This is a genomic window from Sphingomonas sp. BL-S-05 (assembly GCF_055521695.1).
Genome location: NZ_CM145499.1, coordinates 423,322 through 449,383 on the forward strand (window position 1 = coordinate 423,322; position 26,062 = coordinate 449,383).

A 26,062-nucleotide genomic window follows, 5' to 3' on the forward strand; every position below is an offset into this window, starting at 1 on the left:
GTTCGGATCGCAAAGTCTTTGATTCGTGAACCGACATTGCAGACTTATTGACCTCTGGCTAATTGTAACCGGTTCCGGCAGCGCCGGGACCAAAGATTACAGGGTGGAGAGGATCATGCTGATATTTAACCGCTTCGGCGGACGCGCGGTGTTGCTGGCCAGCGCGACGCTGCTGCCGGTCGCGGCATTCGCGCAGACGCCGCCGGTCGATTCGGCAGCCACGCAGACCGCCGACGGCGCATCCGCGACAGCCGATGACGAACAGGATGTGATCGTCGTCACCGGCACGACCACGCGCGACCGACCGCTGATCACCGCATCGGCCGACATCACGCTTGCCGACCGCGCCGATATCGATCGCCGCGCGCCGCGTTCGACTGCCGACATGCTCGAACTCGTCCCCGGCATTTTCGTCGAAGCGACGGCGGGGCAGGTGTCGAACAACTATTCGGTGCGCGGTCTTCAGGGCGGCGGCCAGCGCTTCGTCCAGTTGCAGGAGGACGGCATGCCGATCCTCTATGGCGGCGGCGGTGCCGACTTCTTCTTCGATCAGGATCTGACCATCGATCGCCTTGAAGCGGTCAAGGGCGGCTCGTCGGGCGTGCTGACGGTAAACGGCGCGGGTGCAACGATCAACTTCATCTCGCGCCGTCCGAACTTCAACGAAGCCGAAGGGGCGGCGCGCGTCACCGCCTATAATTACGGTATGAAGCGTGGCGATTTCTATTATTCGCAGCCGCTCAGCGACAATCTGGCGTTCAACATCGGCGGCTATGTCCAATCCAGCCCCGGCGTGCGCGACAATCCGTTCGACTATGCCGGCTGGCGGATCAAGAGCATGCTCGAATATCGCTTCGACGGCGGCGGCTATGTCCGCCTGTCGGCCAAGGGCGGCGATGTCGAGAACGCCTATTATGCGACCATGCCCTATCGGCTCGACGACGGGGAGGTGCGCGGCATCGCCGGTCTCGATACCCAGTTCGGCAATGTCGGCGGCGACGCGTTCGCCAACATCGCGGTGCCGGTATCGACCTTCGCCCATCCCAGCGGCTCCCGCGAATTCCGCTATCGCGACGGGATCAAGGCAAAGACGGCACAGGTCCGGCTGGACATCGAAAAGCCGGTCACCGAGACCCTCGATCTGTTCGCCCACGCCCGCTACCTGAAATATTCGTACGACTTCAACGGCCTGTTCCCCGGGTCGGGTACCGGCAATGGCGGCCTGACCAGCGCGCGCAACTATCTGACGCAGGGCGGCAATTCGCCGATCAACGACCTGCTGGTGCTGGGTTCGGCGAATTTCCCCGATCGCGTCCGGTTCGGGATCAAGAATCTGCGGACCGGCGTGGTATTGGGGTCGAACCAGACGGCGGAACTGGACGCGCTGAACGGCAACGGCTTTTTGCAGCGGACCGTCCTCAACCACGACTATATCGACGGGCGCGACTTCGGCGCCAATGTCGGCGGCCGCTGGGAATATGAGAACGACAGTTTCAAGAACTCGCTGACCGCCGGCGTAATGTACTACAATGTCAAGCGTTCGCAGGATCAATCGGCGACCGCCAGCGTCGTCAACGGCGTCAGCACCAACAGCGACATATATGACATCGTCGCGCTCAATTCCGGCAATCAGGTGATCGGCACGCTGTCGGACAACGGCCTGGTATCCTATGGCGACTGGGGTGCCGGCATCCGCGAGCGACTGGATTCGGCGGTCTCGCTCTACGTCAACGACGAAGTCGCGATCGGCGATCTGCGCATCGACGGCGGCGTCCGCTGGGAAAGCGACGATGCGACGGCGCGCGACGGCAACCAGTTGGCGACGAACCAGCCGGTGCCAGCGGGCGTCGGCGGCGTCGTCCGCAATGTCGGGTCCAGCTTCGACGGCACCTTCGCCGTGCGTCAGCGCACCCAGCGCAAGGCGTCGTGGACGGTCGGTGCCAATTATCTCATCACGCCGAACTTCGCGGTCTATGCCCGCTACGCCAACGGGTTCCAGACCAACAACGTCGATCCGATCACCACGATCGAGCTGTACGAAGCCGGCGTCCGCTATCAGATGGGGCGTTTCTTCTCCGGCTCGGCAACCGTCTTCCGCACCAACTTCGACAATCAGAATTATAATTTCGCCAACCCCACCAACCCCTCGCAACAGCAGAACCTGAACGCCGACCTGCGCACCAAGGGCGTCGAGATCGATTTCGTGGTGCGGCCCACGACATGGTTCTCGGTCGATTTCCAGGGCGTGTTCCAGGACCCGCAACTGCTCAACCTGCAACTCGACGGCGTCGATCAGGGTGCCTCGTTTGAGGGCAACCGCCCCGAACGCACCCCGGCACAGTTGTTCACGATCCTGCCGTCGTTGACGCTGCCGAACGGTCTCGGCGACGTCTATGCCCGCTACAAATTCGTCGGCAAGATCTTTGCCGACAACGGCAACGGCATCGCACTGCCCAGCTATGGCGTGACCGGGATCGGCGTGAACCTGAACCTCAGTCAGCGGGTGCAGCTAAACCTCAACGCCGACAACGTCTTCGACGTGGTCGGGCTGACCGAGGGCAATCCGCGACAGGGCCAGACCCAGGCGATCACCGACGGCTTCTTCTATGCCCGTGGCATCGTCGGTCCGACCTATGGTGGTTCGTTGACGTTCCGGTTCTGACGGATCGGTCGTCTTCCCGGACAACGGCTCCCCTTCCTCGGCAGGGGGGGGAGCGATGCCCAGTCGTAACGGCGAAAAGAGGTTGAGCGATGAAGACCATGGTGCGGTGGTTGCTGGCGGGTGCGATGCTGGCGGGAACGGGGCTGGCAGTGGCACAGCGTCCCGCCAAGGCTCCCGAACTCGCCTACCAACTGACCGAGGGGCAGAATCTCAACGCCTTCGTCCGTGAAGGACCGGTCGCCGCGCATCTGTTGCTGCGCAACGGCACCGATCCGCGCATCCTCGTCGCCTTTCCCGCCGGCAATAGCGGTGTCGGGCTGTGGTTCGCTCCCGTCGGGCGGGCGGCAACGTGGCGCCTTGAACAAGCACCACGTCCGATCACTGCGCCCGGCGTTGCCGGGCCGCAGCCGGCGATCGTTACCCTAGCCAGCATCGACGCTCCCGAACTGCGCATCAAACAGGCGGTACTGTCCTCGATCCGATTCCTGCGTGACTATCAGTCCGTCGGACGCTTCCCCGCCGAGGTCGCGGTCGAGCCAGTCGTCAACCGCGACACGATCCGATGGAGCCGCCCGCGTCTTGATGGCAAGCCGGGCTATCTGTTGCAGATACGGTTGCTGTCCGGCTCAATCCGGGATGGTGTGCTGGTTGCCGATGCGGGTCGCCCGCTGCGCATGGAGATACTGGCGTCGAGCGGCGAGACGCCGCTGAACGGGCTTGCTCCGAACGAACTGCTCAATGCCCGTGCCGCCGACGATCCCTTGGCGCGCAACGCACTGCAATTCCTCAGCTATCGCGAGAAATTCCTTGCCGGGTCGTGGCGGTTCCAGACCTATTTCGGTCGCGACACGCTGATGTCGCTACGCCTGCTGATGCCGGTATTGCAGCCGCAGGCCATCGAGGCGGGGCTGGGTTCGGTCCTCGCCCGTCTCGACGCGCGCGGCGATGTCGCGCATGAAGAGGGCATTGGCGAGTTCGCGGTGGTCGATCGGCGCAAACTGGGTCAGCGCGGTGATGCTGCCGTGCTGGATTACGCGATGGTCGATGACGACTATATGCTCGCCCCCGTCGCCGCTTCGTATCTGCTCAACCGCGGCAATGCCGCCGCTGCCGGCACCTTCCTCGCTCGACCGCTGGTCTCCGAAGGCGTCCCCGGTACCACCGCGCCGGCCGGCAAGCTTCTGGTACGCAACCTCCGCTACGTTATCGACAGCGCACGGCCGTTCGCGAACCGCCCGGACGCCTCACGGCTGGTAGCGATCGGCAAGGGGCGCCTGACCGGCCAGTGGCGCGACAGCGAAGAGGGGCTGGGTCGCGGTCGCTATGCCTACGACGTCAATGCCGTGTTCGTGCCAGCGGCGCTGGAGGCAGCAGCGCGGATGTTGCGGGCTGGACTGCTCGATCGCTATCTCACTGCGGAGGACCGGGCGGCGCTTACAGAAGCGGAGGCGATGGCAGCGGTGTGGCGCGACCGTGCGCCGGGCATGTTCCGCGTGTCGGTGCCAGCAGCACAGGCCCGGCCGCGGATCGAAGGTTATGCTCGCTCGCTCGGTATCCCCGCCGCGCCGGCGCTGGGCGCACTCGGGACCGCGCCACTCGTCTTTCATGCGATCGCCCTCGATGACAGCGGCCATCCGATCCCGATCGTGAACTCGGACGAAGGCTTCGCGCTGATGTTCGCCGAACCGTCGCCCGCCGATCTCGAAACCTACGTCACCGCTGCGATGCGGCCGTTTCCCGCCGGTTTGATGACCGATATCGGGATGCTGGTCGCCAATGCGGCGCAGACCGACACGACGGTGCAGGGCCGCTTCACCCCCGCCGCCTATCACGGCGCGGTGGTATGGTCGTGGCAACAGGCGCTGTTCGCCGCCGGTCTGGAGCGACAACTCGCTCGCTCCGACCTCCCTGCCAAAACCCGCACGGTGCTGACTACGGCACAGGCGCGGTTGTGGCGCGCGATCGCCGCCACCCGCGCGACGCAGAGTTCGGAGCTATGGTCCTGGGCCTATACCGGCGGCCGGTATCGGGTGGTGGCGTTCGGCGCCGGCAAGCAGGACGTCGACGAATCCAACGCCGCGCAATTGTGGAGCACGGTCTATCTGGCAGTCCGGCCGCCGCAGGCGGTCAGGTCAGCGAAAGGAAAGCGGTAACCGTCAGCCGCCCCTGCGCCAGATCACCGTTGAGCGCCAGATCGGGTGGGATCAGGCCACTGTGTAGCAGCGCGCTGCGGTACAGGACCGCCCGGTTGCAGCGCGCATCGACCGCCGACATTTGTTCGAATTGCGCGGTCGATTGCTGGATATAGGCGGGCGGCGGGGGTGCATTGCGCATCTCCGCGCGCACCGCGTTCAGATAGGTCGACACGCGGGCCGCGTCGATCGTTTCGAAACCGGTTGCGCGGTGGCGGTAGAAGGCGGTGCCGCCGCTGCCTTTGCCACCCAGATAATGGACCAGGGCAATGCGGTTGGGATCGACTGCGTCGAAATGGGGAATGCGTTGTTCAACCGATAGCTGGTCGGCGGGCGTCGTCACGACCGAAAAACTGGCGTCGAGCAGCGCGATACCGCCGCTGTGGCCAAACACATGCGCAACTACTTGCGACAATGCCGGTCGCACCGCGTGGAAATAGTCGCGTGGCAAGGTCGCCCGGACGCCCGGATATTGTCGTAACGCCGGCTCGAAGCGCGTGGCCGCGGCAAAGTCATGCAGGGCCTGCGGGTCGGGATGGAAATGATCTACGATCGCAATCGGCTGCCGCTCCGTCCCGATCCGTCGCGCGACGATGTCGGGCGCGGTCATGCCGGGCCGATCATCGCTGCCAGGGCGGCATCGTGCATCGGCAGCGTCGGCGCAGCGCGCGCGACGATGTCGGCGATCTGGCGGACCTGCGCCCGGTTGGTCGCGCTGTCGATCGCGTCGGCCAGGGGGTTGTAGCCCTGTGCCACGATCCCCTGACCGTTCAGCACCGCCAGCCAGCTCGCATCGCGGAACAGTTCGTCGGTATCGAGAATGAGCCGCCCCGACCGGCGATACTGCTCCTCGCGCATCACCAGCGTCTCGGGCAATGCCATGGTCCGGCAATGTGTCCATAGCGGTTCGCTGCGTCCGCTGGTCGCATGATAGTGCAGGATCAGGAAATCCCGGATGCCGTCCATATCGCGCTTGAACACGGCATTGAACCGGTCCGCCAGCGCAGGATCGCAGTCGCGATCCGGGAACAGTGTCAGCAGCTTGGTAATGCCGCTCTGGATCAAGTGAATGCTGGTGGACTCGAGCGGTTCCAGAAACCCTGCCGACAGCCCGATCGCGACGACATTGCCCCGCCATGGACGCCGTCTGGTGCCGGCGGTGAAGCGTAGGAAACGTGGTTCAGCCAGCGGCTCGCCGTCGAGGTTCGTCAGAAGCGTCGCCGCTGCCTCGTCGTCCGACAGATGGCGGCTCGCATAGACATAGCCGTTGCCGGTGCGGTGCTGCAGCGGGATGCGCCACTGCCACCCCGCCGCCCGCGCGGTCGATCGCGTGAACGGCGTGGTCGCTGCGACCCGGGCGCACGGCACCGCGACCGCGCGGTCGCACGGCAGCCAGTGCGACCAGTCGTCATAGCCTTCGCCCATTTCCCCCGCGATCAACAGGGCGCGAAACCCCGAACAGTCGATGAACAGGTCGCCCCCGATCCGTTCGCCGCGTTCGGTCACGAGCGCCGTGACGAATCCGGTTTCGCCGTCGCGCTCGATATGCCGCAACGTGCCCTCGATCCGGGTCACGCCCGCCGCCTCGCTCCGTTGGCGCAGAAAGGCGGCGTATAGTCCGGCATCGAAGTGATAGGCATAGCCGAGCGTCGACAGGATCGATCGCGCATCGCCCACGGGCTTCGCGAACCGCCCCTGCGCCGCCAATTGCGTGGCGAGTGACAGCGCGGGCAGGGAGATGTCCAACCCCTCCGCTTGCGCTTTCAGCCAGCGATGATGAAAAGCGACCCCCGGCAGGGTCGCGCCGAACTGGCCAAAGGGATGGAAATAGCGGTGCCCCGGCGCGGTCCAGTCCACGAACTCGATGCCGAGCTTGAACGTCGCCTTTGTCGCGCGCAGAAATTCGGCCTCGTCGATGCCGACCAATTCGTTGAACCAGTGTATCGTCGGGATCGTAGCCTCGCCGACGCCGACGGTGCCGATCGTGTCGGATTCCAGCAGCGTGATCGAGACCGTTTCGCCGAAGCTGCGTGACAGGGCCGCAGCCGTCATCCAACCAGCGGTTCCGCCCCCCAGGATGACGACACGGCGAACGCGATCGGTTGTTTGCATGATGTTGCTGGTACACCGCTGCCGATGCGTTGAGAACCGAGCATAGCGCCGCGCGCGACTGAACGGCGAGACACGCTATGCTCCCCGCGCAGGTGGAAAAGGCTCTAGCGGAAGCGTTTGCGGCCGAGATGGTATCGTATCGTAAACTGCCCGGTATGCTGCGCACCACGGCGTACCGACCGATTTAGAGCTTCCATGCACAGCAGGGATTCGGACAGCCGCCGATTCCGTAACCACCAGTCCGAAAAATCAGCCTGCAAACCAACAGGATGAGATAATGCGATTGACTCGCATTATCTCATCCTTCTACCCGCCTCCGGGGTCCGCACCGAAGAAGATGTGGCGCGGCAATTACCAAGGGGGGGCGGGAGGCCTATGAAGATTCGTTTGGGTGTCGGATTGCTGCTGTCGTCGGCGGCTTTGCCGGTGGCGGCGCAGGAAAATAACGGCGACGCGTTGCGCGATACGGATATCGTCGTGACCGCGACGGGACAAACCCGGGCGACGTCGGGCACGAAGACCGCAACCCGGCTGATCGAAGTGCCGCAGTCCATCTCGGTCATCACCCGCGAGGAACTGGACGTCCGCGCAGTCCACAGCGTGACCGAGGCGCTCGCCTACACCGCCGGGGTCCAGGCCGAGCAGGACGGCATCGACAGCCGCGCCGACAGCTTTTCGGTCCGCGGCTTTGCAGCGGGCAGCTTCAGCGACAATCTGTTCCTCGACGGCATTCGTCTGCCGGCCGGAGGGCAATGGACGCGAACCGCCTTCGATCCCTTTTCGCTACAACAGATCGAGGTGCTGAAAGGCCCGTCGGCGGTGCTGTTCGGGCAGGTGGCGCCCGGCGGCATCGTCAATCTGGTGACGAAGCGCCCGACCGCCAAACCGCGTGGCGAGATCATGCTGCAGGGGGCTGGGTTCACCGACCTCGGCAAATGGCAATATCAGGGTGCGGCGGACGTGTCGGGGCCGATGACAGCCGACGGCACGATCCGGGCACGGCTGGTCGGCCTCGCGCGCTACGGCGACGCCCAGATCGATGCGATCGAGACCGGGCGCTACTATATCGCGCCGAGCCTGACCTGGGTGCCCGATGCCGCGACCAGCATCACGCTGATGGGCCAGTATCAACGGGACGAGGGCGGATCGACCTTCCAGTTCCTGCCCTATGTCGGATCGCGGCAACCGGGGGCAGGTGGTCGCCATATCCGCCTCGACGCGTTCCTCGGCGAACCGCAATTCAACACCTATGACCGCAACCAGTACCTAGCCGGATACGAGTTGCGCCACGCCTTTTCCGATCGGTTCGAGTTGCGGCAGAATGGCCGCTACACCCGGGTCGAGACGCTGTTCCAGGGAACCATATTGCGCGGGGGGACGCTCGCCAACGGGCAGACGATCAACCGTCGCGCGGTGCAGGGCATCGGCCATTCCGATGGCTATGGCCTCGATACGCAGCTCGAAGGTCGCATCGACACCGGCGCGCTGGCGCACCGGGTGCTGGTCGGCGTCGACATGCTCGATAGCGAATGGCGGCACCTGCGCGACCTGTCGACGAACGTTCCGCCGATGCCGGACATCTTCAACCCCGTGTCGCAGGGCATCGGCAGGGTGCTTCAGACGCTCGCGCCGCAAGTCCATCTGAACGCGCGAATGGAGCAGGTCGGCGCCTATGGCCAGGATCAGATCGCGCTTGGTCGGCTTCGTGTCACGCTGGGCGCGCGCTACGACTGGGCGAAGAACCATCAGGTCAACGAACTGGCGACCGGTACCACCGATCCGGTAACGCTGACCAAGGCGGACAAGGTGACGTGGCGGGCAGGGGCCACCTGGGTTTCGTCGAGCGGCATCGCGCCCTATGCCAGCTACTCCACCTCGTTCCAGCCGACCACCGGCCAGTATTTCGACGGCAAGCCGTTCAAGCCGACGACCGGCGAACAATATGAGGCCGGCGTCAAATACCAGCCGCGCGGCAGCAGCGCGCTGCTCACCGCCGCGCTGTACCAGCTTACCCAGAACAACCTCGCCAGTCCCGACCCGGACGAAAGCCATGTCTGCGGGAGCGCGATCTGTCAGGTCCAGACCGGACAGGGCCGCATCCGGGGGATCGAGCTGGAGGGGAAGGCGACGCTGACGGGCGGGCTCAGCATGATCGCGACCGGCACCTATATGGATGGCGAGATCACGCGCGGCGCGCCCGGGCAGCAGGGCAACCGGCTGGCGCAGGTGCCCGACTGGATGGGATCGCTGTTCGCCGACTATCGCTTTGCCGAGGACGGCGCGCTGGGCGGCGTCGGATTGGGCGGCGGGATGCGCTATGTCGGCGTGTCGTACGGCGATACCGCCAATGTGTATCGGGTGCCCAGCTACACCTTGTACGACCTGTTCCTGCGCAAGGCCTTTGAGAACGGCATCATCCTGTCGGTCAATGCGCGCAACCTGACCAACCATCGCTATGTCGCACTGTGCTCGTCGCCTGCGGCCTGTTTCTACGGATCGGGACGGACGCTGAACCTGCGGCTGCAATACCGGTGGTGAGCATGTTCGTGGCGGCCATGCTCGCGTCGGCGGCGCCCCATGTGCCGGTGGTGGAAAAGCCTGCACCCTACACGCTGTCGAACAGCGTCGCGCAGGTCGTCCAGGCCGAAAACGGCGAGGGCTATCGCATCATGATCGCCTGGCCTTAGGGACCTCCGCCACCCGGCGGCTACCTGGTCCTGTATGTTCTCGACGGCGAGGACAATTTCGCGGTCGCGGCGCTCATTGCCCGTCGACTGGCGCGCTCCGGGGCACGGACGGGCATTTAAGAGGGTATCGTCGTCGGGATCGCGGCCGGGCCTTTGCCCCGCCGTACCCGCGACGATACGTCCGCCACACCGGGCTGGACGATCCCCGCGAACCGGCCTGCCAGCGGCATGGCCACGGGCGGGGCCGAAGCGTTTCTCGATTTCGTCGAGCGGCGGGTGCAGCCGCTGGTCCGCCAGCGCTGACAGGTCGATCGCTCGCGGGAGACGTTGGTCGGGCACAGTTTCGGCGGTCTGCTCGCGCTCCATGCGGCATTGACGCGACCGGCGATGTTCGATGGCGTCGTCGCGGTCAGCCCTTCGCTCTGGTTCGGCGATGGCCTGATCGCGCGTGAGGTCGCGACGGCCAAGGGCGTGCCGTCGATCGTGATCGCCGAAGGCGATGGCACCGCCGCGGCCCCGGTCCGCGACCGGGATGGGGCGCGGGCGGGGCATGGGCGATCCGTCGACAGGGATGGATCATCGCCATGCGCATGAAGTTCCGCGTCTGCTCGCCGCCCCGGAACAGGGCGGTATCCTTCGTCATTCAGGCCATGCAATGCCTCTCTTATGGCCGCGACAGGTCGGCGAATTTCTGCAACAGGGCAAAACCGGCCGGGCTGTCCTGTTCCGCCGCGCGCAGGGCGTCGACCGAAAAGCCTGCCTCGGTCATCGTCTCGCCATAGACGTCGTAGCAACTGTCCATGATCTGGCGGTCGAATTCGGGGTGGAACTGCACGCCCCAGGCGGCGGGGCCGTAGCGGGCGGCATGATGCGGGTCATGGGCCGCCGAAACCAGGACCTCGGCGCTGTCCGGCATCGTCAGCACGGACTGGAAGTGGAAGACGCGCATGGTCGCCGCATCGGGCAGGACGCCGAACAGCGGATCGTCCCGGCCGCATTCAAGCCGCTGGATCGCCACCGGACCGAACATCGGGCCGTTGAGATTCTCGCCGACCTCGCCGCCCATCGCATAGGCCAGCATCTGGTGTCCGAAACAGACGCCCAGCAGCGGCACTTCTGCCGCCACGGCACGCCGGGTCCAGTCGGCCAGGTCGCGGATCCATGGCTTGGGATCGGTCACCATGTCGATCGCGCCGGTGATGACCGCGGCGCGGATATCGGCCGGGTCGGGCAGGGGTTCCCCCTCATAGACCCGGATCGCCTGAATCTCGTCGCGCGGCACCTGGCAGGCGTTCGAGAACCACGCGATCTCGTCCCCGCGCACCTCGCATAAGGCGGGCAGGTCGTCATGCGACGTCGCGGGCTGGATGATCAGAAAGGGTTTGGCCATGGTCGGGAAATCCGTTGATGAAAGGAGTCAGGCGCGGTCGAGCGCTTCGCGGACGCGGCGCATCAGCGCAGGCTTCCAGCTGTCGATCGGGGTCGTGCGCATGATGGCGGGCCGGTCCGCCCGCCATCCCGCCAGCATCAGCGAGCGGATCAGCAGGAACAGGTCGAGCTGCGCATCGATATCGGCGGGGAGGGCGCGGACTGCGGCATAGCCCGACAGGAACGCGTCCTTGACCGCCGCGAAATGGGGCGTGTCCCAGGCACTGTACAGCGCGACGCCGAAATCATGGACGAACCAGCCGAAGCCGCAATCGTCGAAGTCGATCAGGCCCAGCCGCTCGCCGGAGACCAGCACATTGCCCGCATGGCTGTCGGCATGGATCAGGCCGAATTCGGCGCCGTCGCGCTCCAGTTCGGCCAGTCGCGCATCGACCAGCGCCCGCGCCACGGCCAGCAAGTCCTGCTCCGCCGCATCGAAACAGTGGCTGTCCCAGAAGCGGCCCCAGAACGGCGTCTCGCCGACGATGCCGTCGCGGTCGAGCCGGTGGCGGGTGAAGCCGGGAGGGACCGTCCAGTCGGCGGAATGCGCATGGGTCTGGGCGATCAACCCGCCCAGGCGGCCGAACCAGGGCCAAGCGACGGGACCGCGATCGTCGCCCAGGATGGTCTCCAGCGTCCGGCCACGATGCCACAGGGTCACGCCGGCATAGCGCCACGCGTCGGCCTCGGGCGTATCGACTTTTGCATACCACCGGCCGTCGCCTGTGCGTCGGCCCGTCGGTACGATCATCCCGACCTCCGCCAGATGCTCGGTCCAGCGGCGCTCGGCCTCCAGCACTTCCAGCCGGTGATAGCCGGGCCTGTGCAGGCGGATGGCATAGAGCGTGCCCGTTTCCGCCTCGGTCGCGCGGAACACGGCGTTTTCGGTGTTCGAGATCGGCTTCAGTTCTGCGGCAACGATGCCGAAGGCGTCCAGCGCGTCCCGTGCAGCGGGCGCATAGACCTCGATCGGCAGGACGTCATCCATGCCGCGCCTCCATTACCCGATCGAACGCATCCAGGAAGGCGTCGGCATCGGCCTGCGACAGGCAGAGCGGGGGACGGATCTTGACCATGTTGTTGAACGCGCCGTCGATCGACACGAGAAAGCCCTGGTCCCGCAGTTGGCACACGATCTCGAACGCCTGCGGCATGTCGGGCGCGCCGTCCTCGTTGACGAACTCGCAGCCGAGGAACAGGCCCAGCCCGCGCACATCGGCCATGCCGCGCCAATGGCCCAGCCGTTGCGCCAGCCCGGCCTTCAGCCGTTCGCCGACGATCCGGGCATTGTCGACCAGGCCCTCGCCCTCCAGCACGTCGATCACCGCCAGGCCGACCGCGCCTTGCAGCGGGCTTGCGGCGAAGGTGTTGAAATAGCGGGTCTCCGCGCGGAACTGCTCGACCAGTGCACGCGGCGCGGTGGTGGCCGCCAGCGGCAGGCCGGCGCCCATCGGCTTGCCCGTGACGACGATGTCGGGGACCAGCCCGACCGCGTCATAGCCCCACCATTGCCCGGTGCGGCTATATCCCGCCTGCACCTCGTCGGCGATGATATAGCCGCCCTCCGCTTTCACCAGCGCGGCGGCCTTGGCCATGAAGCCCTCGGGCAGGTCGGGCAGACCCTCGTTCGCCAGGATCGGGCAGAGGATCAGCCCGGCAAAGCCCGCGCCGCCCGCCTTCAGTTCCGCGATCGCGGTCGCCAGCCGGGCGACATAGGCATCGGCCAGTTCCGCGTCGGACACGCCGGTGACGATCGGGCGCAGCCGTTCGGGAAAGGGGATGGCGCGCAGATCGGCATGGCTGCGGTCGTCGGTCGCCAGATGGGTGAGCGCGCCGACGACGATATTGTTGCCGTGATAGGTGTGGTTGGTACAGACGATCCCTTTCGCCCCGCTGGCCAGTCGCGCCATGCGGATCGCCACCTCGATCGCCTCGGTTCCGCTGCAACTGAACACCGCCGATTCGGTGACGCGCTGCAGGGCGGTCAGCCTTTCGGCCAGTTCGATCGCGCTTTCGTGCAGATAGCGGCTATGGGTGTTCAGCGTCCCCTGCTGCCTGGCCATCGTCTCGGCGATGCGGGGATGGGCGTGGCCTACGCAGGGGACATTGTTATACATATCCACATAGCGGCGGCCTGCCGTATCGAACAGATACGCACCCTGTCCGTGCGACAGATGCAGCGGCGTTTCGTAGAACAGCTTGGCCCCGCGCCCGAACGCGGCATCGCGCCGGGCGATAAGCCCTTCTATCGGCTGGTTCATAACGGCTCTCGCTTGATGTCGTGGTGATGGGAAGGAAAGGTCAGCCGCGCGCCCGTGCGGGCCGGATGGCGAGGAACGTCAGCGCCATGACCCAGAAGCCGATCGGCGATCCATAGGCCGGCACGAGCCAGACCGGGATCGCATAGGCCAGCAACGCGATCACGATGGTCGAGATGAGGAGGATGACGGGCAAGACGTTACGCAACGTCGGACCCGACACCTCGCCGCAACCGGCGAATGCGGTTCCTTCGGTCGATGCCATGCGACCCGCCTAGCCTTTCCGAGGCGTAGGTGCGGGCAGGGCAGGCACGTCGTGCGTGGCGCGCGTTTCGTCGGCCGGCTTAGCGGCAGCGTCCTGATCGAACACCACCTTGCCGCCGACGATCGTCGTGAGGACTTTCGTGTCCGCGATGCTCGTCGCCGGGACGGACAGGATGTCGCGGTCGACTACGATGATGTCGGCGAGCTTGCCGACCTCGATCGAGCCCGCGTCCCGCTCCGAATGCAGGGAATAGGCGGCGTCGATCGTCATCGCGCGCAGGGCCTGGCGGGGCGTCAGGCCGGGATCCTTGCCCAGCCGACCGGCATAGCGCGGATCGCTGCCTGCCGGATTGGCGCGGGTGACCGCGACCTGCAGCGCCAGCCACGGATCGAGCGGATCGATCGGCCAGTCGCTGCCATAGGCGATGCGCGCCCCGGCGGTGGCGAGGAAACCCTCGGGCTCGATATAGGGATAGCGTTCCGGCCCGAGATAGTCGCGCGCGCCCTCGACCGTGTCCGAGGCGGGCTTGGCCCATTGGAAGGACAGGACGGGGATCGCCCCCACCTGGCGGAAGCGCGCGAAATCGACGGGTTCGACGATCTCGGCATGGGCGATGGCGGGGCGGATATCGGCACCGGGATGGGCGCGGCGCATCGCCGCGATCGCGTCGAGCGCGGTGCGGACGGCCCGGTCGCCATCGGCGTGCATATGCGTGTCGATCCCCGCGCGGGCAAAACGCTCCAGCAGGGCGCGCAGATAGTCCGGCGGAAAATAGGGAGCCGGCCCAGCATTGGTGCCGGGGCGCCAGTGCGGATGATCGGCGCTGCCGACATTGTGGAAATAGGGCTTCAGCATCGAGCCGGTCAGCGCGGGGGCGGTGATGACCCCGTCGAGGAACAATTTGGCTGTGCCGACCGCCACGCCGGGCGTCGCCGCGAGGGAGCCTCGTGGATATTGCCGGGCCAGCGCGATCACCGGTGCGCTCGCCTTGTCCGGATCGCTGCCTTCGGCGACCTCGACCACCGGCGCGAAATTCGCCCGCGCGGTCAGCACGCCCTCCTTTGCGAGGGTGGCGAAGGTCGCGATCCCCTCGGGGGCGGCGGCTGCGTCGAGGAACGAGGTGATGCCCTTGGCGCGAAGGGCGGCCAGCGCCTCGATCGCCGCCCTACGCGTTTCGGCGGGTGTCGGCGGGGAGCGCAAGGATTCGAGCAGCTCCTGCGCGGAATCCTCCAGCAGGCCGGTCGGATTGCCGTCCGCATCCCGGGTGATCTTGCCACCGGCGGGATCGGGCGTCTTGGCGGTGATCCCGGCGAGTTGCAGTGCGCGGCCGTTCACCAGCGTCGAATGGTAGAAGGACGATCTGACCGCGATCGGCCGCGACGTCTTCAACTGGTCCAATATGCGATAGGTGACTTCGACCGACGCCGGCGTCATGCTCTGCTGCATCCAGTTGACGACCTCCAACAGCTTGTCGGGGGCGGCGTCGGTCGATGTGTCGAGGCAGGCCTGTATGCGCTCCTGGAATTGCGTGACGGTCAGCGGGGCGTAGTTGAGGTTACACTTCATCAGTGCCCCGCCCCCCGCCAGCGGGTGCATATGCCCGTCGAACAGGCCCGGCATGGCGACGCGGCCCTTCAGGTCGACGACGCGGGTCGTGGAGCCGATGAACCGCGCCACGTCCGCATCGGACCCGACATAGACGATCCGGCCGTCCCGCACCGCCACGGCCTGCGCCACATGGTCGGCGGCGTCGACGGTCAGGACCCGGCCATGGCGCAGGACCAGGTCGGCCGGGGCGACGGCAGGGCCACGCGCCACGGCGCCGCCGCCTGCCACGATGGCGGCGGTCACCATCAGGGCACCGCGCCATGCCGATCGAGAAAAACGCAGAATGGTCATGAGCTTCCCCTCCCTTAGAACCGATACTTCGCGCTGACGCCGACGGTACGCGGCCGGAACGGCGCGACGCGGTACAGGCCCTGGTTTGGAATGTCGGCGAACCGCTGCCGGGGACGGTCCGTGTTCAGCAGATTGTCGACATACAGGTTCAGTTCGAGCGCCGGGAAGCGCAGCCCGGTCCGTGCCGACACGAATTGCGTCGCGACCTGGTTACGCACCGCCGGGTCATGGCCGTTCACCCCTTCTTCGACCGATCCGAGATACGACCCGACATATTGATAGTCGCCCCGGACGAACGCCTTGGCTGACGGCAGCGCGTCGAACGAATATTCCGCCGCCGCCGTGCCGGTCCATTTCGGGGTGTTGAGCAGGCCGTCACCCTCGCGCGCGACGAGCGCCCGCCCGCCGGGGGCGACAGCATCCTGCGTATAATAGGCATCGGTGTAGCCGAGCGTTCTCGACAGGCTGAGGCCGGGCAACGGCCGGGCTTCGGCCTGGAGATCGAAGCCGCGGCTCGTCGCCTTGCCGAAATTGGTCAGATAGTTGAGGCCGCAGCTGGTGACGAACACGCTGCCCTGGATACGGCTCCAGTCGATCCAGAAGGCGCTTGCCGACAGCGAGAGACGGCGCCCGAACAGCGACGTCTTGTTGCCGACCTCGTAGCTCCACACCTCGTCCGACTTGAAGGTCGCGGGCGCGTCGGTCAGGCCCAGCCCCTGAAGGCTCGGGCGGCAGGTCGAGTTCGACGCCATGGCGGAATTGGCGCCGCCGATGCGATAGCCCTTGGCCGCCGTCGCATAGACGAGCCAGTCCGGCGTCGCCTGATAGTTCACGCTGATCTTCGGCGTGATCGGCGTTTCCGTGGATTGGCCCGAATATTTGAACGAGCCGCCGGCCTCCGGGCCGCTTTGCGCGTCGTTGAACGACAGCTTGTTCCACGCCACGCGCAGGCCGCCGGTCACTTTCAGCCGTGGGGCGAGTTCGTAGGTGACCTCGCCGAAACCCGCGACTTCGTGCGTCAGGTACGAGAGATCCTCGACGAACTGAAAGGGGCCGTCCGGCGCGCCGAAGAATTCCTCGACGGTCAGACCCGCAATCGCTTGGGTCACGACGCCGATCGGCTCGACAATGGTCTGGTACGACCGTTGCTTCTGCGAACTGAGGAACAGCCCCCCGATCCACGACCAGCGGCTGTCCGCACCATAGTCGGAGGAGAAGCGTAGTTCCTCGTTCCAGTTGCTTTGCATGGCGTTCATGCGTTGGGTCGCGACATAGTCGAACGTCGGATCACCGAGGACCAGAAACGGCCCGCCCTGATAGACGGACGGCGAGAAATAGGAATAGTCGTTGATCCGGTCCTGGTTCCGATGGAAATAGGATGTGATCGACTTGAACCGGACGTTGCCCAGTGCCTTCTCGATCCCCAAAGAATAGAGCGAGAAGCGATCGGTCAGCGGCTGATCGATCTTGTAGCGCGACTGGAACGGCCCGGCATTCTCGAAAGACTGGTCGGGATCGTCCTTGTGATAGCGCTGGTAGAAGACCGATGGCGTGATCGTCAGCGTATCGGTCGGTGCATAGGTCAGCGCGACGCGCGAGACGAAGGCGTTGCTGGTGTTGATGTTGCGCTCGACGACATTGTTGGTTCCGAACGCCAGGCGGTCGATATAGCCACCCTGATGCTGCCCCCATATGCTGGCGCGGATCGCCAGCTTGCCCTCGACCAGCGGTGCGCCCATCGCGATGCCACCTTCGACACTGGGCGTGCCCCCTTGCGTCAGGCTGGTATCGGCGACCGCATAGCCATCTGCATCGTAGAGATTTGGCTGCGGCGTGATGAAGCGGATCGTGCCGCCCTGTGAACCCGCACCGAACAGCGTGCCCTGCGGCCCGCGCAGCACTTCGGCGCGGTCGAGGTCGAACAGGCGGGGATAGGCGCTGCCCAGGCCCGCGATGATCGACCTGTTCTGGATCGGCGTGTCGTCGATATAGATTCCGGTCGTCGACGCCCCCACGTTCGAACTCAGACCGCGGATCGCGACGACGGGCTGGCCGGTGAAGCCATATTGGTTGAAGGTCAGACCGGGCACGATTCGCGCCAGGTCCTGGGCATCCTTGATCCCGCGCTTGTCGAGCGCATCCTGCGACACGGCCGAGATGCTCATCGGCACGCGGCTCAACCGCTCCTCGCGCTTCGACGCGGTGACGACGATTTCCGAGTCTTGCGTCGTGGCCGCGGCGGCGGGGGCGGGCTGATCCTCGGACGTTTTTTCCTGCGCCCGCACGGGCGTAGCGGTAAAGGCCAGCATCAGTAATGTGATCACAGAAGCCGAACCCTGGCAGCTTGCGACAATTCTACGTGTGGATCCCGTGCGTGGCATATTTGGTTACCCCCCAGCAGCTATCTGTGATCACAATTTCCGAAATTGACTCGATTGGCAAGTCTGTTTCGTATTTGGTCTGGTCGGTTGGTCGGCGGTGTCGGGATCAATCGTCCGGAAGCCGGGACCGACAGACTGTCCGGCAGGGCCTAAAGAGGCTCCCGTCGGAGATACCGCGCAAAGGCTGCCGTCTTTCACAGGAGGCGACAAGGTGCTCGGACGGCCGATATGGTGCGCGCCGTGCACCGGTTTGTTACGCTAATGTTATGGTCTGTGCCGCGGCCCCCTTGACGCGGTAACGATCCCGTCGGACCGTTGCGGCAGCAATCGGGACCATCATCGTGTCAGAGCAACGCAAATATCCGCCACTCGCCGCCCTGCGGGCATTCGAGGCGGTCGGCCGGCTGCAGGGCATCCGGCGCGCGGCCAAGGAACTGGACGTTCATCATGCGGTCGTCAGTCGGCATATCCGGTCGCTGGAGGCATGGGTCGGCGCGGCACTGGTGACGCGAAGTGGTGCCGGTTATACCCTCACCGAGCGCGGCGGCGCCTATCATGAGCAGATCGGATCGGCGCTGGCGATCATCGCCGCCGCGACGGACGGGTTCCTCCGACCCGATCGCGACCTGACGCTGTCGATCGAATGCATTCCCGGTTTCGCGTCGCTATGGCTGTCGGATCATCTGGGCGACTTCATCGGCCGGAACGCGGATATCGCCGTCGACTTCCGCCCTTCGGATCATATGCCCGATCTGCGCGCCAACACGGTCGACACGGACATACGCTATCTCCGCGAATGGGACGATGCGACGCCGTTCAAGGGCGTGCGGCGGTTCGACGTCATCCGTCCGGCGATCTTCCCGGTGGCCAGCCCCGCCTGTATCGAGCGGCTGGGTCCAATACGGTCGGCAGGCGACCTGCTGGCCGCCCCCCTGCTGCACGAGGATAACGACACGGAATGGCGGCACTGGTTGCGGGCGCATGACGTCGCGGTGCCCGAACGTCTGCCGGGATCGCGGTTGTGGCATGCGCACCTGACGCTGGCGGCGGCGCGACAGGGGCAGGGGGTGGTGCTCGCCAATCACTGGCTGCTGCGGGACGATCTGGACTCGGGGCGACTGGTCGCCATCGCGTCGCAGGGCGAGCCGTTCCGCACCGTGCATCTGGGCGCCTATGCCATATTGGCGCGCGAGGATCGCTGGAATTCCCCCGCCGTGCAACGCTTTCGCCGTTGGTTGCAGGCAGCCGTCCGTGGCGACGATCGGTCGGACGCCTAGATCGATGGCGAACTCGCGAGCGGGTGGTGCTCTCCACGCACCGGCCGGGAGTAATAGGCACCTTCACGACGGTCCCCATCCGACCGATCCCTAGCCTTTCGTTTCTTGCCGCAGGGCAATAACCGGAAATCCGGCAAGCGATGGAGGCGTCATGGAGCAAAGTGACCAGCGGTCGAAACGTAATGATCGAAAGGTGGAACAGCCGTCAGCGATCGGCCCCGTTTCCGACGGGGGTGTAGCTTGAGCATCACCGGCCTGCAGCAAGGCGGGGTCGGTGCGATGGCCGGGCGGACGCCCGCCGTCGGCGCCATCGCGGTGGCGGAGGGGACGGCCATGGCGGGAGCATCCGGCGTAACCGACAAAGGCGTTTCGGCCGATGCGGTCGGGCTGGGCGGGGCGGTCATCCTCGGCGTGTCGTGCGTCGCGCCTGCCTATGCGCTGACGGCGTCGGCGGGGCCGATCGTCGCGGCGGTCGGTTATCAGAGCCTGTCGGCGATCATGCTCGGCTTCATCCCGATGTTGCTGGTCGCACTGGGCTATCGCGAGATCAACGCCGCCGTGCCCGACAACGGGACCTCCTTCACCTGGGTGACCGCCGTCTTCGGTCCGCGGCTGGGTTGGATGGCGGGATGGGGGCTGATCGTGTCCACCGTCCTCGTCCTGGCAAGCTCCGCCGGGGTTGCCGTCGATTTCTGGTGGCTGATGCTCGCCGACCTCACGGGCCGTCCCGAACTGGCCGGCCTCGCCGCCAACCCCTTCATCAATGTCGCGACCTGCTTCGTCTTCATGGGGTTGGCCGCGTGGATCTCCTGCCGGGGTGTCGAGACCAGCACGCGCGTACAGGCGTTTCTGGTCGTGCTGCAGGTGATGGCGCTCTGCGGCTTCGGCCTCGTGGCGATCATCCGTGGCTATCATGCCCAGGCCCCCGATTTCCAGCCGATCAGCCTGTCCTGGTTCGATCCGACGATCATCCCGACGCCGGCGGCGCTGGCGGCCGGTCTGTCGCTGGCGGTGTTCATGTTCTGGGGCTGGGACGTCACGCTGACGATGAACGAGGAGACGCGCAACCCGAAGACCACGCCGGGGTTGGCCGCCGCGCTGACCGTGGCGATCGTAACGCTGCTCTACGTCATCCCGACGGCGGGAGCACTGAGTTTCGCGGGCATCGGCAACGGGGCGCTGGGCCTGGGCAATATCGAGAATCAGCGTAACGTGCTGCTGGCGCTCGCGCATCCGGTGTTCGGCCGCTTCACCATCCTCATGTCGCTGGCGGTGCTGTGCAGCTCGGCCGGATGCCTGCAGTCCACGGTCCTGGGGCCGTCGCGCACGATGCTGGCGATGAGCTATTACCGGGCGTTGCCCGAGGCATTGGGCCGGACCCATCCGGTCTATCGCGTGCCCGCCACCGCCGTGCTGGTCTCCACGATCGGCTCGTCGCTCTTCTATGCCGTGCTGCGTTTCACGTCGCAGAATGTGTTGTGGGATACGATCAGCGCGATCGGACTGCTGATCTGTCTTTACTACGGCCTGACCGCCTTTGCGGTGGTGGGTCATTTCCGCGAGAGCTGGTTCGACAGCGCCCGGACTTTCCTGACCCGGCTGCTCTGCCCGCTGCTCGGCGGCCTCGCGCTGGCGGCGCTGTTCGTCAAGACGCTGTACGACAGCCTCGACCCCGGGTTCGGCAGCGGATCGCATATCGGATCGGTCGGGCTGGTGTTCGTGATCGGCATGTTGCTGATCGTCGGCGGCATCGTCATCATGGGGATCATGGCGCTTCGGCAGCCGGAATTTTTCCGTACGCCGCTCACCCCGCGCTGAACGGCCGCCGCCCCTTTATCGGGGGCGGCGGCCAGCATGTCTTACCGGGTGACCTGGTCCCAGTCCCGCATCAGCGCCATCCCGTCCCCGATATCGCCGCGGATCGCCTCCGCCAGCGCGGGCGCATCGCCCGCCGCGATCGCGTCGCACGCGGCGCGGTGGTGATCGACCAGATTGGCGGTGCCGAACCGGCCATAGACGATCCGCATGAACGGCCCGAACTGCATCCACAGGCTTTCGATCATGCGGTTGAGGATGGTCGTCGGTGCCGCCTGATAGATCAGCGCGTGGAAGCGGAAATTGGATTGCAGATAGCGGTTGACGTCGCCCTCCTCGACCGCGCGGTCGAGCGCCTGGTCGGCTTCCCGGATGGAGCGCAGCCGGGCGGCGTCGATATAGGGCAGCGCGTCGACCGCCGCCGCCGGTTCCAGCAGCTGGCGGCAGCGCATGATCTCCTCATAGCGTTCGGGCGTCATGCGCGGCACCATGATCGCGCGCTTGGACTCGATCCGCACCGCGCCCTCTGCCGAAATGCGGCTCAGTGCGTCGCGCACCGGCGTCTGGCTGACCCCCAGTTGCTGCGCCAGGCCGCGTGTCGAGATCGCCACGCCCGGCAGGATCCGGCCGGTGATCAGGCTGTAGCGAACCTGCTCATATACCCGCTCGCGCAGCGACGCCGCTTCTTCGCCGTCATCCGCCATCGGGGAAAAGGGTGCGTCGGCGGCACCGGTCGCCGCAGGCCGGCTCATGACGGGATATCCGCGCTGCGGGGGCCTGTCAGGCAGGCGAGTGCAAAGACGAGCTTCATCCGGCAATCCATGACCATCTCTCCCGATAACCGCAATCCGGCATCGCACCCGGTGCTTTCCACGCACCACCCATTGCGGGCCAGTCGGCTCCGCCTGCGTCGGACTGCGCGCTAAGCACGGGCACCGACAGAAGGAAATATAAAATGGGTAACAACCGAGACCTCGCCGCCCGGCGCGAACGCGCGGTGCCGCGCGGCGTCGCTTCCGCCACCCAGGTCTTTGCGGCCCGCGCCGAGAATGCCGAATTGTGGGACGTCGAGGGGCGGCGGTTCGTCGATTTCGCGGGCGGTATCGCCGTGCTGAACGTCGGTCATCGCCACCCGCGCGTCGTTGCGGCCGTCACCGAGCAGCTCGCCGCCTATACCCATACCGCCTTCCAGGTCATGCCCTACGAACCCTATGTCCGGCTGGCGGAGCGGCTGAACGCCGTCGCCCCGATCGAAGGACCGGCCAAGACGATCTTCTTCACCACCGGTGCCGAGGCGACCGAGAATGCGGTGAAGATCGCGCGCGCCGCGACCGGGCGGCCCGGGGTCATCGCCTTTACCGGCGGCTTCCATGGTCGCACGCTGCTCGCCTCCGCGATGACGGGCAAGGTCAACCCGTACAAGGCGGGTCTCGGGCCGTTTCCGGGCGAGATCTATCATCTGCCCTATCCCTCGCCGACCAACGGCATCACCGTCGCCGACACGCTGAAGGCGCTGGACCATCTGTTCGCCGCCTCGACCGAGCCTGCGCGGATCGCCGCCTTCATCCTGGAGCCGGTGCAGGGCGAGGGCGGTTTCCACGCCGCCGACCCTGCGCTGTACGAGGCGCTGGACGATCTGCGCGCGCGGCACGGCATCCTGATCATCGACGACGAGGTGCAGGCCGGCTTCGCCCGGACGGGCCGCATGTTCGGCATCGAGCATATGCCGGTCCGCCCCGACCTGATCGCGGTCGCCAAGTCGCTGGGCGGCGGCTTCCCGCTGTCGGGAGTGATCGGTCGCGCCGAAGTGATGGATGCGGTCGGGCCGGGTGGCCTGGGCGGCACCTATGGCGGGCCGCCCATCGCGCTGGCGGCGGCCGATGCAGTGCTCGACATCATCGAGGAAGAGGAGCTGCTGGCCCGTGCCGATGCGATCGGCGCGATGCTGCGCACCCGGATCGCCGGGTTCGCAGGGGCCGAGGCGCTGGTCCCGACCGCGAACCTGCGCGGGCTGGGCGCGATGATCGCGTTCGACATCGTCGATGCCAAGGGCAATCCCGACGGTGCCGAGGCCAAGCGGGTCTGCGCCCGCGCGCTGGACGAAGGGCTGGTGCTGCTGTCCTGCGGTCAGCATGGCCAGGCGATCCGCATCCTCGTGCCGCTGACCGCGTCGGACGCGATCGTGAACGAGGGGCTGGACGCGCTCGAGCGCGCGCTGCGCCCCGCGCTGCCCGATGCCGCCCTGCCGCCGCGTGCCGAGGCGCTGGCATGAGCAAGGTCGCCAATCGGATCGGCCTGACCGACCCGGCGCTGTTCCGGGAGCGGGCCTATGTCGACGGCGCGTGGGTCGGGGCAGAGCGGCAGATCGCCGTGACCGATCCGGCCTCCGGCGCGATACTGGGAACGGTGCCGAACCTGGGCGCCGGTGATGCCGAGCGCGCGGTGGCGGCGGCCGACCGGGCCTTCGCCGCCTGGCGCAAGACGACCGCGCTGGAGCGGGCGCGCATCCTGCGCCGCTGGGCGGAGCTGATGCTGCGGCATCGCGCCGATCTCGCCCGGCTGATGACCGCCGAACAAGGCAAGCCGCTGGCCGAGGCCGAAGGGGAGGTCGGCTATGCCGCCTCCTTCCTCGAATGGTTCGCCGAAGAAGCACGCCGTGTCGATGGCGAAGTGATCCAGCCCGACCGCGCCGATCGCCGCCTGCTGGTCCGGCGCGATCCGGTCGGCGTGGTGGCGGCGGTGACGCCGTGGAACTTCCCGCTGGCGATGATCACCCGCAAGGCGGGGCCTGCACTGGCGGCCGGTTGCACCATGGTGCTCAAGCCGTCCGAGCTGACGCCGTTCAGCGCGCTCGCACTGGCCGCGCTTGCCGAGGAAGCGGGTGTGCCCGCGGGCGTGTTCAACGTCGTGACCGGCGATGCGGCCCCGATCGGCACCGTCCTGACCGGCGATCCGCGCGTGGCGAAGTTCACCTTCACCGGTTCGACCGCGGTCGGGAAGAAACTGGCGGCCGACTGCATGGCGACGGTCAAGCGCGTGTCGCTGGAACTGGGCGGCAATGCGCCGTTGATCGTGTTCGACGATGCCGATCTGGATGCGGCGGTCGACGGCGCGATCGCGTCCAAGTTCCGCAATACGGGCCAGACCTGTGTCTGCGCCAATCGCCTGCTGGTGCAGGCGGGGATCCACGACGCCTTCGCCGAGCGGCTGGCGCGCCGGGTCGAGGGCCTGCGCGTCGGGTCGGGGCTGGCAGGGCCGACCGAGCAAGGGCCGTTGATCGACGATCGCGCGGTGGCCAAGGCAGCGGCGCATGTCGCGGATGCGGTGGCGGGCGGCGGGCGCGTGTTGACCGGCGGCGAGCGGATCGCGGGCGAGGGCAATTTCTTCGCGCCCACCGTGATCGCGGACGTCGCGCCCGACGCGCTGCTCTGTCGTGAGGAGACGTTCGGACCGGTCGCCGGGCTGGTCAAGTTCGCCGACGAGGCGGAGGCGATCGCGATGGCGAACGACACCCGCGCGGGTCTGGCCGCCTATGTCTTCACCCGCGACATCGATCGCGCCTGGCGCGTGCCGGAAGCGCTGCAATATGGCATGGTCGGCCTCAACACCGGCCTGATCTCGACCGAGATTGCGCCGTTCGGCGGGGTCAAGGAATCCGGGCTGGGCCGCGAGGGATCGCGCCACGGCATGGACGACTATCTCGATTACAAGCTGGTCGTGACGCAGATCAGGGTTTGACCGGACGAAGCGGGGGGACCGGCTTCGGTCCTCCCTTTCTCCTTCGCCGCCGCTAGATGCCGAGCCGGTCACGCAGCGCGTACCATAGCGACCCCAGCATGGTCAGCGGCACACGGAAGGTCCGGCCGCCGGGGAAGGGCGGGTGCGGCAGCGAGGCGAAGATGTCGAACCGCTCCATCTGCCCTGCCACACCCTCGGCCAGCAACCGGCCGAGCAGCTGGGTGGTGGTGACGCCGTGTCCGCTGTCTCCATGGGAATACCAGACCGAGGGCGAGAGCCGCCCCATTTGCGGCATCCGGCTGAGCGTCAGCGCGAAGTTGCCGCTCCAGGCATAGTCGAACCGCACGTCGCGCAGCATCGGGAAGGTCTTAGCGAGATTGGGCCGGATCTTGGCGTCGACGCTCTTGGGATCCTGTCCGCCATAGACGATGCCGCCGCCATAGAGCAGCCGCCCGTCGGCGGTGCGCCGGAAATAGTCGAGAATGTAATTGGCATCCTCGACGCACAGATTGTCGGGCAGCAGTTCCTCGGCCAGCGCGCCCAGCGGTTCGGTGGCGATTACCTGGCTCGACACCGGCATGATCCGGCTGCTGAGCATGGGCAACGCATCGCCCAGATAGGCATTGCCGCACAGCAGCAGCGTCGTCGCGGTGACGCTGCCATGCTCGGTCTCGACGCAGGGCAGTGCGCCGGTCAGGATGCGGGTGACGCGGCTGTTCTCGAAGATGCGCCCGCCGGCCGCCTCGATCGCGGCGACCTCGCCCAGCAGATAGTTGAGCGGATGGAAATGGCCGCCCAGCGGGTCGATCATCGCGCCGACATAGCGGTCCGACTTCACGACCGCGCCCAGACCGGCGCGGTCGACCAGGCGCATACCGGGATGGCCGAAGCGCTCCCAGACTCGCGCCTGATCCTCGAACCAGCGCATCTGCTTGGGCGTCAGCGCCGTGACCGCCGCCCCGTCGACCAGGTCGCAGTCGATGGCATGGCGTTGCACTCGCTCGCGGATGATCTGCGCCCCCTCCAGCGCGACCGAGGCGAGCGCTTTGGCATGATCCACGCCGTAGCGCTGCTCCAGCACGTCCAGCGGGCGGCTATAGCCGTTGATCAGCTGCCCGCCATTGCGCCCCGATGCGCCCCAGCCGCAGCGCTCCGCCTCGACCACAACGACCGAGAAACCGCGCGCGGTCAGCTCCAGTGCGGCGGACAGGCCGGTAAAGCCGCCCCCGACGATGGCGACATCCGCCGTCTGCGCGCCCGTCAGTTGCGGGCGCGGCGGCGCCGGGTTGGCACTGCCCGCATAATAGCTGGGCATGTTGGCGTAAGGGGCGGGGGGGGAGGTCTGCAT

19 protein-coding genes and 1 pseudogene are annotated in these 26,062 nt (G+C 66.5%); 10 read left to right on the forward strand and 10 right to left on the reverse strand.

Annotated elements, in window-relative coordinates:
* The first annotated feature begins 115 nt into the window (after nt 1-115).
* On the forward strand, nt 116-2,662 hold the full coding sequence (locus ACZ1JS_RS01790) for a TonB-dependent receptor domain-containing protein (protein ID WP_465167446.1): 2,547 nt from the start codon (nt 116-118) through the stop codon (nt 2,660-2,662).
* Nucleotides 2,663-2,751: 89 nt separating this feature from the next.
* Entirely contained in the window at nt 2,752-4,815 is a 2,064-nt protein-coding gene (locus ACZ1JS_RS01795; RefSeq protein ID WP_465167447.1) for a hypothetical protein, read from the forward strand.
* On the opposite strand, the gene ACZ1JS_RS01800 is transcribed toward ACZ1JS_RS01795, so the two are convergent.
* Together ACZ1JS_RS01800 and ACZ1JS_RS01805 are read right to left on the reverse strand one after the other, a co-directional pair.
* A complete protein-coding gene (locus ACZ1JS_RS01800; RefSeq protein ID WP_465167448.1) occupies nt 4,790-5,464 on the reverse strand; it encodes a DUF6445 family protein in 675 nt (224 codons plus the stop codon). The two genes, ACZ1JS_RS01795 and ACZ1JS_RS01800, sit on opposite strands and share 26 nt — an antisense overlap.
* Complete coding sequence (locus ACZ1JS_RS01805; protein ID WP_465167449.1) at nt 5,461-6,966, reverse strand: tryptophan halogenase family protein; 1,506 nt, start codon at nt 6,964-6,966, stop codon at nt 5,461-5,463. Before ACZ1JS_RS01805 ends, ACZ1JS_RS01800 begins: the two co-directional genes overlap by 4 nt.
* Nucleotides 6,967-7,341: 375 nt before the next feature.
* Here ACZ1JS_RS01805 and ACZ1JS_RS01810 point away from each other — a divergent pair, with 375 nt between their 5' ends.
* The 4 genes and pseudogenes from ACZ1JS_RS01810 to ACZ1JS_RS01825 all read left to right on the forward strand — a co-directional run.
* The gene (locus ACZ1JS_RS01810; protein WP_465167450.1) at nt 7,342-9,504 is read left to right on the forward strand and encodes a TonB-dependent siderophore receptor; all 2,163 of its coding nucleotides are present in this window, start codon (nt 7,342-7,344) and stop codon (nt 9,502-9,504) included.
* 2 nt (nt 9,505-9,506) lie between these two features.
* Entirely contained in the window at nt 9,507-9,653 is a 147-nt protein-coding gene (locus tag ACZ1JS_RS01815; RefSeq protein WP_465167451.1) for a hypothetical protein, read from the forward strand.
* 153 nt (nt 9,654-9,806) lie between these two features.
* On the forward strand, nt 9,807-9,956 hold the full coding sequence (locus tag ACZ1JS_RS01820; protein ID WP_465167452.1) for a hypothetical protein: 150 nt from the start codon (nt 9,807-9,809) through the stop codon (nt 9,954-9,956).
* Between the two features lie 18 nt (nt 9,957-9,974).
* A pseudogene (locus tag ACZ1JS_RS01825) lies at nt 9,975-10,247 on the forward strand (alpha/beta hydrolase-fold protein); the annotation flags it as partial.
* A 70-nt stretch (nt 10,248-10,317) separates the two neighbouring features.
* On the opposite strand, the gene ACZ1JS_RS01830 reads toward ACZ1JS_RS01825, so the two are convergent.
* From ACZ1JS_RS01830 to ACZ1JS_RS01855, 6 genes are read right to left on the reverse strand one after another with little or no spacing between them, the layout of a single operon-like run.
* Nucleotides 10,318-11,043: a glutamine amidotransferase gene (locus ACZ1JS_RS01830; protein ID WP_465167453.1), complete on the reverse strand. Its 726-nt coding sequence runs from the start codon at nt 11,041-11,043 to the stop codon at nt 10,318-10,320.
* 27 nt (nt 11,044-11,070) lie between these two features.
* Nucleotides 11,071-12,069, reverse strand: a complete 999-nt coding sequence (locus tag ACZ1JS_RS01835; protein ID WP_465167454.1) for a phosphotransferase enzyme family protein — start codon at nt 12,067-12,069, stop codon at nt 11,071-11,073.
* Nucleotides 12,062-13,342 (reverse strand): aspartate aminotransferase family protein, encoded by a 1,281-nt coding sequence (locus tag ACZ1JS_RS01840; protein WP_465167455.1) that lies wholly within the window; start codon nt 13,340-13,342, stop codon nt 12,062-12,064. Before ACZ1JS_RS01840 ends, ACZ1JS_RS01835 begins: the two co-directional genes overlap by 8 nt.
* 40 nt (nt 13,343-13,382) lie before the next feature.
* On the reverse strand, nt 13,383-13,604 hold the full coding sequence (locus ACZ1JS_RS01845; protein ID WP_465167456.1) for a hypothetical protein: 222 nt from the start codon (nt 13,602-13,604) through the stop codon (nt 13,383-13,385).
* A gap of 9 nt (nt 13,605-13,613) precedes the next feature.
* Nucleotides 13,614-15,503: an amidohydrolase gene (locus tag ACZ1JS_RS01850; protein WP_465167457.1), complete on the reverse strand. Its 1,890-nt coding sequence runs from the start codon at nt 15,501-15,503 to the stop codon at nt 13,614-13,616.
* A gap of 14 nt (nt 15,504-15,517) precedes the next feature.
* On the reverse strand, nt 15,518-17,812 hold the full coding sequence (locus ACZ1JS_RS01855; protein WP_465167458.1) for a TonB-dependent receptor: 2,295 nt from the start codon (nt 17,810-17,812) through the stop codon (nt 15,518-15,520).
* Between the two features lie 413 nt (nt 17,813-18,225).
* On the opposite strand from ACZ1JS_RS01855, the gene ACZ1JS_RS01860 reads away from it, so the two are divergent.
* Nucleotides 18,226-19,161: a LysR substrate-binding domain-containing protein gene (locus ACZ1JS_RS01860; RefSeq protein ID WP_465167459.1), complete on the forward strand. Its 936-nt coding sequence runs from the start codon at nt 18,226-18,228 to the stop codon at nt 19,159-19,161.
* 240 nt (nt 19,162-19,401) lie between these two features.
* Complete coding sequence (locus ACZ1JS_RS01865; RefSeq protein ID WP_465167460.1) at nt 19,402-20,979, forward strand: APC family permease; 1,578 nt, start codon at nt 19,402-19,404, stop codon at nt 20,977-20,979.
* Nucleotides 20,980-21,020: 41 nt separating this feature from the next.
* Here the strand turns inward: ACZ1JS_RS01865 and ACZ1JS_RS01870 are convergent, their stop codons facing one another.
* Complete coding sequence (locus ACZ1JS_RS01870) at nt 21,021-21,728, reverse strand: GntR family transcriptional regulator (RefSeq protein WP_465167461.1); 708 nt, start codon at nt 21,726-21,728, stop codon at nt 21,021-21,023.
* A gap of 203 nt (nt 21,729-21,931) precedes the next feature.
* Here ACZ1JS_RS01870 and gabT point away from each other — a divergent pair, with 203 nt between their 5' ends.
* Complete coding sequence (gene gabT / locus ACZ1JS_RS01875) at nt 21,932-23,248, forward strand: 4-aminobutyrate--2-oxoglutarate transaminase (protein ID WP_465167462.1); 1,317 nt, start codon at nt 21,932-21,934, stop codon at nt 23,246-23,248.
* On the forward strand, nt 23,245-24,714 hold the full coding sequence (locus tag ACZ1JS_RS01880; protein ID WP_465167463.1) for an NAD-dependent succinate-semialdehyde dehydrogenase: 1,470 nt from the start codon (nt 23,245-23,247) through the stop codon (nt 24,712-24,714). Before gabT ends, ACZ1JS_RS01880 begins: the two co-directional genes overlap by 4 nt.
* Before the next feature lie 52 nt (nt 24,715-24,766).
* Here ACZ1JS_RS01880 and ACZ1JS_RS01885 read toward each other — a convergent pair whose 3' ends face one another.
* Nucleotides 24,767-26,062 carry an NAD(P)/FAD-dependent oxidoreductase gene (locus ACZ1JS_RS01885; protein ID WP_465167464.1) on the reverse strand — a complete coding sequence of 432 codons (1,296 nt, stop codon included), beginning with the start codon at nt 26,060-26,062 and terminating at the stop codon, nt 24,767-24,769.